Origin of the sequence: Pseudomonas pharyngis (assembly GCF_021602345.1) — a bacterium.
GTDB classification, from domain to species: domain Bacteria; phylum Pseudomonadota; class Gammaproteobacteria; order Pseudomonadales; family Pseudomonadaceae; genus Aquipseudomonas; species Aquipseudomonas pharyngis.
In genome coordinates this window covers 119,826-133,080 of sequence record NZ_BQID01000014.1, presented here as the reverse complement: position 1 = coordinate 133,080, position 13,255 = coordinate 119,826, and the positions used below count along the sequence as shown (strand labels likewise).

Annotated in this window: 11 protein-coding genes; 7 read left to right on the top strand and 4 right to left on the bottom strand. The window is 61.2% G+C overall.

Going from position 1 to position 13,255, the window contains the following annotated elements; genetic code table 11:
- The first annotated feature begins 78 nt into the window (after nt 1-78).
- From L6D74_RS24430 to L6D74_RS24415, 4 genes are all read left to right on the top strand, one after another.
- Complete coding sequence (locus L6D74_RS24430; RefSeq protein ID WP_011333668.1) at nt 79-504, top strand: VOC family protein; 426 nt, start codon at nt 79-81, stop codon at nt 502-504.
- A 113-nt stretch (nt 505-617) separates the two neighbouring features.
- Nucleotides 618-1,877 (top strand): cation:dicarboxylate symporter family transporter, encoded by a 1,260-nt coding sequence (locus tag L6D74_RS24425; RefSeq protein ID WP_236190796.1) that lies wholly within the window; start codon nt 618-620, stop codon nt 1,875-1,877.
- 109 nt (nt 1,878-1,986) lie between these two features.
- The gene (locus L6D74_RS24420) at nt 1,987-3,090 is read left to right on the top strand and encodes an alkene reductase (protein WP_085649170.1); all 1,104 of its coding nucleotides are present in this window, start codon (nt 1,987-1,989) and stop codon (nt 3,088-3,090) included.
- A gap of 73 nt (nt 3,091-3,163) precedes the next feature.
- Complete coding sequence (locus L6D74_RS24415; protein ID WP_039771019.1) at nt 3,164-3,544, top strand: nuclear transport factor 2 family protein; 381 nt, start codon at nt 3,164-3,166, stop codon at nt 3,542-3,544.
- Nucleotides 3,545-3,584: 40 nt separating this feature from the next.
- On the opposite strand, the gene L6D74_RS24410 is transcribed toward L6D74_RS24415, so the two are convergent.
- Nucleotides 3,585-5,444: an ABC transporter ATP-binding protein gene (locus L6D74_RS24410; RefSeq protein WP_085610205.1), complete on the bottom strand. Its 1,860-nt coding sequence runs from the start codon at nt 5,442-5,444 to the stop codon at nt 3,585-3,587.
- Nucleotides 5,445-5,607: 163 nt separating this feature from the next.
- On the opposite strand from L6D74_RS24410, the gene hchA reads away from it, so the two are divergent.
- From hchA to L6D74_RS24395, 3 genes are all read left to right on the top strand, one after another.
- On the top strand, nt 5,608-6,486 hold the full coding sequence (gene hchA / locus L6D74_RS24405; protein WP_236190795.1) for a glyoxalase III HchA: 879 nt from the start codon (nt 5,608-5,610) through the stop codon (nt 6,484-6,486).
- The gene (locus L6D74_RS24400) at nt 6,483-7,202 is read left to right on the top strand and encodes a PA1136 family autoinducer-binding transcriptional regulator (RefSeq protein ID WP_236190794.1); all 720 of its coding nucleotides are present in this window, start codon (nt 6,483-6,485) and stop codon (nt 7,200-7,202) included. The genes hchA and L6D74_RS24400 overlap by 4 nt, the downstream gene beginning before the upstream one ends.
- 120 nt (nt 7,203-7,322) lie before the next feature.
- Entirely contained in the window at nt 7,323-10,205 is a 2,883-nt protein-coding gene (locus L6D74_RS24395) for an ATP-binding protein (RefSeq protein WP_236190793.1), read from the top strand.
- Here the strand turns inward: L6D74_RS24395 and L6D74_RS24390 are convergent.
- The 3 genes from L6D74_RS24390 to L6D74_RS24380 all read right to left on the bottom strand — a co-directional run bounded on the left by L6D74_RS24390 (nt 10,192) and on the right by L6D74_RS24380 (nt 13,217).
- Entirely contained in the window at nt 10,192-10,806 is a 615-nt protein-coding gene (locus tag L6D74_RS24390; RefSeq protein WP_236190791.1) for a response regulator transcription factor, read from the bottom strand. The genes L6D74_RS24395 and L6D74_RS24390 overlap by 14 nt on opposite strands.
- 78 nt (nt 10,807-10,884) lie before the next feature.
- A complete protein-coding gene (locus L6D74_RS24385) occupies nt 10,885-11,256 on the bottom strand; it encodes a response regulator (RefSeq protein WP_039771030.1) in 372 nt (123 codons plus the stop codon).
- Nucleotides 11,256-13,217, bottom strand: a complete 1,962-nt coding sequence (locus tag L6D74_RS24380; RefSeq protein WP_235375911.1) for a PAS domain-containing sensor histidine kinase — start codon at nt 13,215-13,217, stop codon at nt 11,256-11,258. The genes L6D74_RS24385 and L6D74_RS24380 overlap by 1 nt, the downstream gene beginning before the upstream one ends.
- Between the last annotated feature and the right edge of the window lie 38 nt (nt 13,218-13,255).

The window sequence follows — 13,255 nt, the reverse complement described above, 5'->3', positions numbered from 1 at the left end:
AAATATATATTGATTTTTTTGCTGCCAGTGTCGCCCTACGATGTGCTCACCAACCACAAAAACCGTATCGGAGTTCTGATGAGCCTTTCGCCATTCCACCTCGCCATCCCCGTTTACAACCTGGCTGCAGCCCGCACTTTTTACGGTGAAGTCTTCGGCCTGGAAGAGGGGCGTTCCAGCAACCAGTGGGTCGACTTCAACTTTTACGGGCACCAACTGGTGATTCACGAGCACCCGAAAACCGCGTCTCAGGAAAGCGTTCACAGCAACCCGGTCGACGGGCACGACGTTCCTGTTCCTCACTTCGGCATCATCCTGGGATGGGAAGAGTGGGAAGCGCTGGCAGAGCGCCTCAAGTCTTTCGGTACCGAATTTGTGATCGAACCTTACATTCGATTCAAAGGACAGGTTGGCGAGCAAGCCACCATGTTCCTGTTCGACCCTTGCGGCAATGCCCTCGAATTCAAGGCCTTCAAGGATATGAGCCAGCTCTTCGCCAAGTAAAAAGCGCAGTGGCACAACGGCGTTGTGCCATTTGATCTCAAGTGAGCTGGAAGCTCATGACTCTAGCAACTGCCGATTGATGCAGTCCTTTCATTCCAACAAGAAGGCTAGACATGAAACGTATTCCCCTGGTGTGGCAAATCGTTGCCGGGCTGTTGCTTGGCGTGCTCGTTGGTTGGTACTTCAATACCCATCCGCAGTATCAGTCGTGGGTCAGTACGGAGATCCTGAAACCGCTTGGCGATATCTTCATCAAGATGATGAAGATGGTGGTCGTGCCTATCGTGTTCTGTTGCATGATCCTGGGTATCGCCGGAGGAGGGGATAACAAGTCGTTCGGCCGGATGGGTATCAAGTCGCTGGGCTATTTCTTTGCGATCACCGGCCTGGCTATCGTGATCGGCCTGTGTTTCGCCAACCTCTTCGAACCCGGTACGGGCACCGATATTTCGGGCATCGCACACGGTGCTGCCGCCATCACGATGGAGCCTTCGAAGGGCGCGCTCGTGATTGTGCAAAACATCGTTCCGGATAACGTTCTGGTGGCGATGTCCGAGGCGAAGTTGCTTTCGGTGCTGTTCTTCGCGGTGTTGTTCGGTGTCGCGCTCAACGCATTGCCCAGGGAGAAAAGTGCACCTGTGGTTGCGCTGGTCCAAGGCATTTCAGATGCGATGTTCAGGATCGTCTCGATCGTCATGGCCTATGCCCCGATAGGGGTGTTCGGCATGATCGGTGCGACCGTCGCTACCTTCGGCTTTGCCTCTTTGCTGCCCTTGCTCAAGTTGATTGGAGTGGTCTATCTGGCGCTGATTGTCTTTGCATTGGTGGTACTCGGAGGAATCAGTTACCTGATCGGCGAGAACATCTTCAAGTTGATCAGGTATTTCCGCGACGAGTTGATTCTTGCTTTCTCCAGTGCTGCCTCCGCAGCGGTCATGCCGCAGTTGATGAGCAAGCTGGAGAACTATGGCGTGCCACGGCGAATTGTCAGTTTTGTGGTGCCAGTGGGGTACGCGTTCAACCTCGATGGCGCGTCGATCTTCCTCGGCGTGGCGACAATTTTCATCGCCCAGCTTTATGGAATCGATCTGTCGCTTTCTCAGGAAATCCTGCTGGTGGTGACCATGGTGCTGACCTCCAAAGGTGCTGCCGGGGTGCCTGGATTCGCCATCGTCATCCTGTCGGCCACATTGGCGTCTGCCGGTCTCCCGCTGGAGGGCGTGGCACTGATCGCCGGTATCTTCAGGATTATCGACAGCGGCACCACCACCCTGAATGTGTTGGGCAATGCGATTGCGCCCCTGGTGATCGCCAAGTGGGAGAGGGTGACTCTTGAGTCTTCGCGTACCCGCCCGGACGTACAAAAGGCCTGACGATCACAAGGAGCACTGACGGCGCTGCACGAGTAAACGCCTGCTGATGTACAGGCGATTTTTTTCATCAAGTTACTAGACGACCGGTCTGATATTGAAGGTATGCAACATGATTGATAACAGTCGCAACACGGATCTTTTTTCTCCCATGCAAATGGGCGCCCTGCAATTGGCCAACCGGATTGTCATGGCGCCCGTGACTCGCAGCCGGATGGCTGAAGACGGTGTTCCGAACGAACTGCACGCTACTTACTACGCACAGCGCGCGAGTGCCGGCTTGATCATTGCCGAAGCTACAAACATTTCGGCGCAGGGGCGCGGCTACGCCATGACGCCGGGGATCTGGTCGGACGCGCAGGTGGCGGGCTGGAGAAAAGTCACGGACGCCGTCCATGCCGCAGGTGGCAGGATTGTCAGCCAGTTGTGGCACGTGGGGCGTTTTTCCAGCGTCGAGTTACAGCCCGACGGTGCTGCTCCCGTTGCCCCCTCGGCGATCAAGGCAGAAGGCAGCACCTACACCGAGAACGGCTTTGTCGAAGTGTCGACGCCCCGGGCGCTGGAGACTTCGGAGATTCCCGGCATCATTGAGCAATACAAGCGCGCCGCTGAAAATGCCAGGCGTGCCGGTTTTGATGGCGTGGAGGTTCATTCGGCGAACAGCTATCTGCTCGACCAGTTTCTGCGTGACTCGACCAATCAGCGCACTGACCGGTACGGCGGCACCATTGAGAACCGCGCCCGACTGACCCTTGAAGTCACTGAAGCGGTGATTTCGATCTGGGGCAGCGACCGCGTCGGCATTCGTCTTTCGCCGGTAACGCCCGATGCCGGAAACACGCCTCCCGACAGCAATGTCATGGCGACTTACGGATATCTGATTCAGCAGCTCAACCGACTCAATCTGGCCTATCTGCATTTCGTCGAAGGCGCCACCGCGACCTCGCGTACGGTTCCTGATGGCGTTGATCTGGATGCATTGAGCGCGCAGTTCGAAGGCCCCTTCATCGGCAATAACAACTACGACCTCGAGATGGCATTGAAGCGCCGGGCGCAGGGCCGGATTGACGCGGTGGCGTTCGGGCGCCTGTTCATTTCCAACCCCGACCTCGTGGAGCGCCTGCGTCGGGGCACCGAACTGACCATCGCGCCACGCGAGAGCTACTACGGCGGCGGCGCCAAGGGCTACACCGACTGGCCAACGGCTGACCATTGATTTGTGCGCCCTGAACCGGATCGGCGCAGGGCGGATTGATTGAAAAAACATTCACAGCAAACAGGAGTTCATCATGAGTCATCCAACTTACGTGCAGGAATACAACGCAATCGTCGAAGTGCTCAGCCAGTACAACGAAGGTGGAGCAAAGGCTGACAGCGCCTTGATGAAGCCCGCGTTCAATGCGCAGGCGACCATGTTCGGGGTTGACGACGGCAAGCTCGTCGGCGGCGCGATCCAGAATCTGTATGACGTCATCGACAGCGCGTTTCGTCCATCCCCCGAAGCCGAAGCCGCCATCGTTCGCATCGACATCGTCGGCACGGCCGCGAGTGCCCGGGTCGATACCGACAACGTGTCGGGGTTCCGTTTCACCGACTTCTTCAACCTGCTGAAGGTAGACGGCAAGTGGACGATCGTCAGCAAGATCTACCACACCCACCCGAGCGCCTGAGCCTTCGTCTTCTGCCCCGGCAGTACCGGGGCAGCACCGTTTACGCCTGATCCATCGCCTCGGTCAGCCCCTGATCCTCACCCAGAAACCCGCCACTCTGATGCTGCCAAAGCCGCGCATAGGTGCCGTTCTTGGCCAGCAGTTCGGTGTGGGTGCCTTGCTCGATGATGCGCCCTTCATCCATGACAATCAGTCGATCCATCGCCGCAATCGTCGACAGTCGATGCGCAATCGCGATCACGGTCTTGCCCTGCATCATTTCATCGAGGCTTTCTTGGATCGCGACTTCGACTTCGGAATCCAGGGCGCTGGTGGCCTCGTCGAGCAACAGGATCGGAGCGTTCTTGAGCATCACCCGGGCAATGGCAATGCGTTGGCGCTGGCCACCGGAAAGCTTGATGCCGCGCTCGCCCACCAGCGTGTCATAGCCGGTGTGGCCCTGACGGTCGCTGAGCTGGTTGATGAAGCCGGCGGCCTGGGCGTTCGACGCAGCACGCTGGATCTGTTCGTCGGTCGCGTCCGGTCGGCCGTAGGCAATGTTGTCGCGAATGGAGCGGTGCAGCAGGGAGGTGTCCTGAGTGACCATGCCGATCGCGCTGCGCAGACTGTCCTGCGTTACTTGCGCGATGTTCTGGCCGTCGATGCGAATCTCGCCGCGATCCACGTCATAGAAGCGCAGCAGCAGGTTGATCAGTGTGGATTTGCCGGCGCCGGAGCGGCCCACCAGACCGATTTTTTCCCCCGGTCGGATGCTCAGGCTCAAGCCGTCGAGCACCTGGCGTTCGCCGTTGTAGTTGAAGCTCACGTTGTCGAATTCCACGGCGCCGCCGGAAGGCACCAATACGCCGGCGTCCGGCGCATCCTGCACCTTGGGGCCACGGGTCAGGGTGCCCATGCCGTCCTGCACCGTGCCGATGTTCTCGAACAGCGACGTCATCTGCCACATGATCCAGTGCGACATACCGTTGATGCGCAACGCCATGGCCGTGATCGCCGCCACGGCGCCGGTGCCGACTTCGCCCTGATGCCACAGCCACAAGGCGTAGCCGCCGGCGCCCATGATCAGCCCGACCACCAGCGCCTGATTGACGATCTCGAACTGGCTGACCAGACGCATCTGGCGGAAACCGGTCTGCTTGAAGTCCTCCATTGCCGCCCGCGCAAAGTGCGCTTCACGTTTGGAGTGGGAGAACAGTTTGACGGTGGTGATGTTGGTGTAGGCGTCCGAAACCCGGCCCGTCATCGACGACCGCGCATGGGCCTGCTCTTGTCCGACCTGGCCCAGGCGCGGTACGAAATACAGCATCGCCAGCCCGAACAGCGCAACCCAGGCAATGAACGGCAGCATGAGTTTCAGGGCGAAACCGCCGGCCAGGGCGATGATCGCAATGAAGTAGACGCCGATACCCGGTGCGATTTCGATGACGGTGAACAGCACTTCGCGCACGGCCAGTGCGGTCTGCATCACCTTGGTCGTGACCCGGCCGGAAAACTCATCGGAAAAGAATGAAAGGCTCTGCCGCAGCATCAGCCGATGAAAATCCCAGCGCAGACGCAACGGCAAATTGATCGCCAAGACCTGATGCTGAACCATGGTGCGCAGCGCCACCAGCCCCACACTGGTCAGCAGCACGAGGCCGATGCCCCACAGCACGCGGCTCTCCTGGCCATTTGCATCACCGCCGGCCTGCCAGGTCGAGAGCAGATCCACGACCTGACCCAGAAAGGAAAACAACCAGGCTTCGTAGATCGACACACCGGCACTGAGCAGCGCCAGCGCGAGGATATAACCGCGAGCGCCGCGGGTGCAGGCCCACAGGAACCGTGCCAGACCGACCGGCGGTGGCGGCGCTTCGTCGGGCGGGAAGGGGTCGAGCCGTTGTTCAAACAGGCGAAGCATTGGGGGTCTCCGAATTCATCAGTTGCGGGATTCTGCCACTTATCGATCACATTGAGGGGCTGCAGGTTCAGTGCATGATCTTTTGAGGGAAAACCCTCATTGTTGTAACGCTGACGCCTTACTAGCATGAACTCCGACGTTGACCCACTCGATGGAGAGCACCATGGCTACCACGCAGACTGACGACAAGCGCCCAACCCCCGATCCTGCCGAGGACAACGCGTTTTTCCCCTCGCCGTATTCCCTCAGCCAGTTCACTTCGCCCAAATCCGATCTCAGTGATGCCGAGTACCCGAACCGTTACAAGGGCGGGCGCTGGAAGGTTCTGATGATCGGTGCGGACGAGCGCTATCTGTTGACCGACAACGGCACCATGTTCTCCACAGGCAATCACCCGGTTGAAACCCTGCTGCCGATGTATCACCTGGACAAGGCCGGTTTCGGCTTCGACGTCGCGACGCTGTCGGGCAATCCGGTCAAATTCGAATTCTGGGCCATGCCCTCCGAAGACGCCGAAGTGAAGGGCTTCTACGAGCAATATCGTGATCAGTTCAAACGTCCGCTCAAGCTGTCCGAGGTGATCGAAGAAGCGCTGGGCGAGGACTCGGATTACATCGGTGTGTTCATTCCCGGCGGCCACGGTGCGCTGATCGGCCTGCCGGAAAGCGAGGACGTGAAAAAGATCCTGCAATGGGCAATCTCCAAGGACAAATTCGTGATTACCCTGTGCCACGGCCCGGCGGCGTTGCTGGCGGCCGGCCTCGGTGAAACAAAAGACTCTTGCATCTTCAACGGTTACCGGATTTGCGCCTTTCCCGATGCCCTGGACGCGACGACCCCCGACATCGGTTACATGCCCGGCCACCTGACCTGGAAGTTCGGCGAGCAGTTGCAGGCGCTCGGTGTGGAAATCACTAACCAGGACATTTCCGGGGCCACGCTTCAGGATCGCAAACTGCTGACCGGTGACAGTCCGCTGGCGGGCAACGCACTGGGCAAACTGGCGGCGGCCGCGCTCCTCAAAGAGGTGACGTCGGGGTGAGCTCCGGACCTGCCGAGGCACTCTTGCGCGCCGCCCTCGACATCGAGGCGGCGCCGACGCTAGTGGCGATCCAGAAGGCCGTTCGCGGTTTCGCCGGGGCCTATGGTTACGATCGGTTCGTCCTGTTCTCCGCCACCTCGGCGTCGGAGGACGTGGTCGAGCGCATTTACTGGGTGGAAGGCGACTGGTTTGGTGAGGGTACTGGCGTCGACGCCGAGACCTACGTTCAGCGCTGCCCAGTAACTCGCCACCTGTTGGACACCCGCGAATCGTTCTTCTGGAGCAAGGTGCAGGAGGAGAGCGGCGAACTTTATCGGCTGGTTCGCGTGCCCAGTGGCCCTGGTGTGCATGGCTTGCAGATTCCGGTCTTCGGCCCGCAGGGGCTTGAAGGCGCCATGAGCCTGGGCGGCGAACAGATCGATGCCTCGGCGCGGGTTCGTCTGGCACTGGGCATGCTCGCCTCGGTGGCGTTTTACTCCGCCCGGCGATTGCTTGAGGCGCCGCTGGACGAGACGGCCGGAAAACTGTCGAACCGTGAGCGCGAAGTGCTGGCGTGGGTCGCCGCCGGTCGGCGGCAGGCCGACATTGCCGCCACGCTCGGCTTGTCCGGCCGTACAGTGGAAAATCACCTGCGTTCGGCCCGTCGGCATCTGGGCGTGGCAACCACCGCCCAGGCCATCAAGATTGCCATTCGCAAAGGGGAAATAAAGGGGTGAGGTTCTCACTCTGCCGGTGCCGTGCTTGAACGACCATGCAAAACTCCTATCATGCAAAGGGCCTGCGCCGGAGGTCTGTAACCGGCGCCGCTCCCTACGTTTTTAGAGAGATCGATCCTCGTGGAGTCTTTTCCGGACGCATTGCACGAATCCCTCACGACCCAATTCATTTTCGGTCCGTTCTGTGTCGTTCCAGGCAAACGGCTGCTGACCCGCAACGGGGTGGCGGTCGAGATCGGCGGGCGGGCACTGGATCTGTTGATCGCCTTACTCGAGCAACCGGGACGGGTGCTGTCCAAGTACGACCTGATCGACAAGGTATGGCCCGACAGCGTGGTGGCCGAAGGCAGCCTGCGCTTTCATATGACCGGCCTGCGGCGGATTCTCGGGGATGGCGAGGAACAGGCGCGTTACATCGCGACCCAGGTGGGCGTGGGTTATGCCTTCGTCGCGCCGCTGGAAAGAAAACAGACCGCTGTGCAACCGGCGCCCATCGCGACCCGAACTGCCGAGGGCGTCTGCAGTCTGCCGCCCCGGGCCAAACTGATCGGCCGCGAGACCGACCTGCAACTGGTCATCGACCATATGCAGCAACCAAGGCTGTTCACCATCGTCGGCCCCGGCGGCGTCGGCAAGACCAGCCTGGCCATCGAAGTGGCGCACCGCATCGCCGCCCAGGGCTATGAGCGCGTCAGTTTCGTCGATTTGGCGCAAGTGGAAGACTGCGCGCTGGTGCCGTCGGCACTGGCCCGATCGCTGGACATCCCGGTGCAGGCGGAAGACCCGATGTTTGTCCTGCTCGCGCATTTGCGCGAGCAGCGGCTGATGCTGGTGATCGACAACTGCGAACACCTGATCGACGCGGTGTCGACGCTCCTGGAGCAGATCAGCGACACCGCGCCGGAGGTCGGGGTTCTGGCCACCAGTCGCGAGCCGCTGCGGGTGCGTGGCGAATACGTGCACTGGCTCAATCCGCTGGAGTTTCCCCGTGAGCCGCAACACCTCTCGGTTGCGGAGTTGCTGGCATTCCCGGCCATCAAGCTGTTTGTCGAACGCGCGTCGTCGAGCAATGCCGCGCTGTTGCTGGAAGCGGGCGGAGGGCAAATGATTGCGGACATTTGCCAGCGGCTGGAGGGCATGGCGCTGCCGATCGAACTGGCGGCGATGCGGGTCGCCAGCCACGGATTGAAGGCCACCCACGCGCTGCTCGGCGAGCGTTTCTCGCTGGGCTGGTCGGGGCGCAGGACTGCCGTGCCACGGCATCAGACCCTGCGCGCCATGCTCGACTGGAGTTATGACCTGCTGTCACCGCAAGAGCGCCTGGCGCTGGAGCGGTTTTCGGTCTTCGTCGGGCCGTTTTCCCAGGAAGCTGCCGCTCAGGTGGTGGCGGAGTCGCAACACGAAAGCGCCGCCGCGGCCGCGATCCTTGATGATCTGGTGTGCAAGGGACTGGTCACGGTCGATCACAGCGACTCGACGGATTCGTATCGCTTGCTGGAGATGACCCGTGCCTACGCCCGGGAGAAATTGACGGCGCGGGGAGAGGCCGAGGTCAATGCGCTGGCGTTCCGGCACGCGGCGTTTTACATGGATTTGCTCGGCCATCTGGGGACTGCGCCCGACGAAATTTTCCGCCACTCGGCGCGCCTGGCCAGCCAGTTGGGCAACGTTCGCGGTGCGCTGGAATGGAGCTTCGGGCCCCACGGCGATCCGGGACTGGCGTTGCCGCTGGCGGCCGCGAGTGCGCCGTTGTTCCTGCATTTTTCCTTGCTGGTCGAGTGCCGCACCTGGTGCTCCCGGGCGGTGGAGCTGCTGGAACTGGGGTACTACGGCACGCCCACCGAAATGGAACTGCAAGCCGCGCTCGGTCTGGTCCTGATGTTCACCCGAGGCAACAGCGAAGCCGCCGAAAAAGCCTTGCTCCGAGCCCAAGACATTGCAGTCGCGTTGAACGACTACGGCTCACAATTGCGGCTGCTGGGCCGCTTGCAGATTTTCTACGAACGCATCGGTGATTTCCCGTCGTCGCTGGCCTGGGCGGAGCAGGCCGCGGTGGTCGGCAATATCCTCAACGAGCCCGCCGCCATCGCGATTGCCGCATCGCTGACCGGCATCTCCCATCATCTGCTCGGCAATCAGCGTCTGGCTCGCCAGGAACTGGAAAGTTCGCTGCGCAACAGTTTGCCGTCCCATCCCAGCAACACGATTTACTACGGCTTCGATCACCGCAATCGCACGGGGCTGGCGCTGGCGCGGTCACTCTGGCTGCAGGGTTATCCCGATCAGGCCCGGCGCTTGGCCGAGCAGATTGAGGCCGAAGCATTCGCGCTGCAGCATCCGGTCACTTACTGCATCGCCATGGTCTGGATCTTGTGCATCTATATTTGGACCGGTGATCTGGCGAAGGCCACCGCGAGCCTCGAGCGGTTCAGCGCCATCGCCGAAACCAACGCACTCGGCCCTTACATTGCCGCCTGCCACGGGTTGCGCGCGGCGATCGCCATCCGCGCCGAGGAACCCGGCGAAGCAGTTGCCATGCTGGAGGAAAGTCTGGCGCGGTTGCGGGGCATGCGTTACGAACTGCTCACGACCTCATTCGAAATTGCACTGGCCGAAGGCCTGATGCTGGTGGGTCAACACCCAAAGGCACTGACCCTGGTCGACGGCACCATCGATCACTGCCGCCGAAGCGGTGATGCCTTTGCGCTGCCGGAGTTGTTGCGAATCAAGGCCGGTATTCTCAAGGTTATCCAGGCCGATGATGAGCAGGCCATGTTGGCGGTTCTTGAGGATTCCATTGCGCTGAGTCGCGAGCAGGGCGCCTGGGCGTGGGAGTTGCGGTCATCGATGGATCTGGCCCGGTTCTGGCTGGAACAGGGTCAACCGGATCAGGCCCGGGCGTTGCTCGGTGCCTGCCGCGAGCGGGCGTCGGAAGGCTTCGACAGCCTTGACCTGCGTCGGCTGGAAAGCTTCTGGCAGAGCCTGCCCGCTACTCCGGCGTAATGAACGCGGCCATTTTCACCAGATCCGCCAGCGAGCGGGCCTTCATCTTGCGCATCACCTTGCCGCGATGGGCCTTGACGGTGATTTCGCTGATGTTGAGGTCGGCGGCAATCAGTTTGTTCAGCCGCCCGCTGACCACAGAAGCCATGATCTCCTGCTCGCGCGGCGTCAGGGTCTTGTAGGCCGCGAGCAGTGCGCGCAGATTCTTTTCCCCCTCAAGCGCCACGCGACTGCTCTGCAGCGCATCGGCCATGGCGCTGAGGATCACCTCGTCGTTGAACGGCTTGGTCAGAAACTCCACCGCACCGGCCTTCAGGGCCCGCACCGTGCGCGGAATATCGCCGTAGCCGGTGATGAAGATGATCGGCATGTTGTGGCGCTCATCGGCCAGCGCGGTCTGCAGATCCAGGCCGTTCAGGTCGGGCAGGTTGATGTCCAGCACCAGACAACTGGGCACCAGCGCCCGGGGCGCGTCGAGAAAATCCTGCGCGGACTCGAACAGCCGTGGCTGCCAACCGGCGAAGCGGATCATCAGCTCCAGCGACTCGCGCACGGAAATGTCGTCATCGACAACGAATACGACGGGCGTGACATCACTCATCGGTAATGCTCCACGGGAAGGGGCGATTGCGTTGTTCGCGTTCAACATGTCGATTCCTTGTTCTGTTCGGCTTCACGCTCAGTCGAGGGGCAGGGCGGCACTCAGGGCCTTGAGCAATTGGGCTTCGCTGAACGGTTTGAACAGGCACTCCACGGCGCCACTGTTCAGCAGCTTCGCCTGTTCGCTGGCATCGCCGTGCGCGGTGATGAAAATCACCGGAATGCGATAGTCACGGCGCAGCAGCTCGCGTTGCAGATCAGGTCCCGACATGCCGGGCATGGCCACGTCGAGAATCAGGCAATGGGTCAGGTCCAGATAGGGCGATGCCAGAAACGCCTGCGCCGAGGCAAACGCCTGGACGGCGAAGCCGAACTCCTTGATCAGGTCAGGCAGTGATTCACGAACCGATTCGTCGTCATCGACCACCGATACGAGCAAATGCGTACCCATCAATCATTCTCCACGGTGCGATCGGCGAGGTCGCGGTTATCGGTTTGCGGCAAGTCCGTCGAATGCGGGATGGCAAAGGTAAACGTCGTACCCGGGCCGTCGTTGGCGCTGGCCCACAGCTTCCCATCGTGGCGCTCGATGATCGAGCGACTGATGGACAGACCGACCCCCATGCCCGAACTTTTGGTGGTGTAGAACGCATTGAAAATGCGTTCGATGTCCTGCGGATCGACGCCGTTGCCGCTGTCCTTCACCGCCAGGTAAACGCTCTCGTCCGAGCCCAGACCGGTGCTGACGATCAGTTGCCGGGGCCGGCCATGGATTGCACTCATGGCCTCGGCGGCATTCATGATCAGGTTGAGGATCACCTGCTGCAGCTGGACCCGGTCGCCCCTGACCAGCGGCAGGGCTTCGGCAAATTGCGGATGCAGCACCACGCCGTTGCGTTGCAGTTCGCCCAATAACATGGCGATGACTTCCCGTGCCGCGTCATTCAGATTGACGTTTTCAAGGGTGATGCTTTTCTTCGAGAACAACGCCCGCAGTCGATTGATCACATCGGCCGCGCGGTTGCCGTCGCGAATGGTGCGGCGCGCGGTTTCCCTGGCACCGTCGACATTCGGAGGGTCGGCGCCGAGCATGCGCAGACAGGTGCTGGCGTTGGTGATGATGCCGGCCAGCGGTTGATTGACCTCGTGGGCAATCGACGCCGTGACCGCGCCAAGGCTGGCGACCCTGGCCAGGTGCGTCAGTTCCGAGCGCGCCTTGCTCAAAACCTCTTCGGCGAGCCGGCGCTGGGTGATGTCCTGCAGGGCGGCGATGTATTCGAAGCCGTCCGGCGCATGGGCGATCGAGTGCGCCACCAGCCGCACGTATTTCACCGTGCCGTCGGGCATCAGCAGTCGATGTTCGTGTTCGAAGTCACGCCCCTTGCGGCGTTGGCGCTTGATCATTTCCCGATGGCTGGAGATGTCGTCCGGATGCACGCGGCGATAGATCGCCTCGAAGCCGGGCGGCGTGTCCGGGTCCAGTTCAAGGATGCGGTAGACCTCGTCCGACCAAGTGATCTCGTCGGTGCTCACCCGCCAGGAAAACGTACCGGTGGCGCTCAGGCGTTGGGCCTTGGCCAAAAAGACTTCCGCCCGTTTGCGGTCTTCGATGTCGGTGTTTTCGCCATACCAGCGCACGATCCGCCCCGTGTCATCACGCTGGGGCACGGCGCGGATCAGGAACCAGCGGTAAACGCCATCGAAGCGCTTCAGTCGGGCCTCGTACTCGCCAGCGCTGCCCGATTGCAGAATCCCTTGCCAATAAACCGCCAGGCCCGGCGCGTCGTCGGGGTGGATGGACGCCGTCCAGCCGTCACCGCAAGCTTGTTCGACGGACATGCCGGTGTAGTCGCACCAGCGCTGATTGACGAAGCCGACGTTGCCTTCCGGCGAGGCGCTCCAGACAAAACCGGGCACGGCGTCGATGATCCCGCGCAGACGTTCTTCCGACGCGCTGACTTCGGCCAGGGCACTGGCGATCAAGGCCTTGTCCCGGCGGCGCTCATCGATATCGACCTGCAGCACGCACCAGCGGGTGATGGTGCCTTCGCTGTCTCTGATCGGCAGGCCGCGCACATGGAACCAGCGATAGACACCGTCGGCGCGGCGAATCCGGTGCTCGTTCTCATAGGGCGTGCCGGTACTGACCGAGTGCATCCAGGCAGCGATGACCGAGGGCAGGTCGTCCGGGTGCACGGTCTCGCTGGCCTGCCAGTTTTTCAGTTCATGCAGCGGGGCGCCGATGTACTCCATGATTTGCCGGTTCACCTGTTCCAGCTCACCGGACGGCGTCATGAAAGCGACCATGGCCGGGATGCTGTCGATGATCGAGTCGATCCCCGGCGCCGGCATGACCGCGTCACCCGCGCGGCCTGGACCGTCCTCGATGACGCGCTCCTGCTCGTTCGTCATACCGATTCTCATTGTGTGCAGTCACCGTTGAACAAAGA

Excerpts from the sequence above, each read along its gene's own strand:
- L6D74_RS24430 (WP_011333668.1), top strand. The coding sequence starts at position 79 with ATGAGCCTTTCGCCATTCCACCTCGCCATCCCCGTTTACAACCTGGCT.
- L6D74_RS24425 (WP_236190796.1), top strand. The coding sequence starts at position 618 with ATGAAACGTATTCCCCTGGTGTGGCAAATCGTTGCCGGGCTGTTGCTT.
- L6D74_RS24420 (WP_085649170.1), top strand. The coding sequence starts at position 1,987 with ATGATTGATAACAGTCGCAACACGGATCTTTTTTCTCCCATGCAAATG.
- L6D74_RS24415 (WP_039771019.1), top strand. The coding sequence starts at position 3,164 with ATGAGTCATCCAACTTACGTGCAGGAATACAACGCAATCGTCGAAGTG.
- L6D74_RS24410 (WP_085610205.1), bottom strand. The coding sequence starts at position 5,444 with ATGCTTCGCCTGTTTGAACAACGGCTCGACCCCTTCCCGCCCGACGAA.
- hchA (WP_236190795.1), top strand. The coding sequence starts at position 5,608 with ATGGCTACCACGCAGACTGACGACAAGCGCCCAACCCCCGATCCTGCC.
- L6D74_RS24390 (WP_236190791.1), bottom strand. The coding sequence starts at position 10,806 with ATGAGTGATGTCACGCCCGTCGTATTCGTTGTCGATGACGACATTTCC.
- L6D74_RS24385 (WP_039771030.1), bottom strand. The coding sequence starts at position 11,256 with ATGGGTACGCATTTGCTCGTATCGGTGGTCGATGACGACGAATCGGTT.
- L6D74_RS24380 (WP_235375911.1), bottom strand. The coding sequence starts at position 13,217 with ATGACGAACGAGCAGGAGCGCGTCATCGAGGACGGTCCAGGCCGCGCG.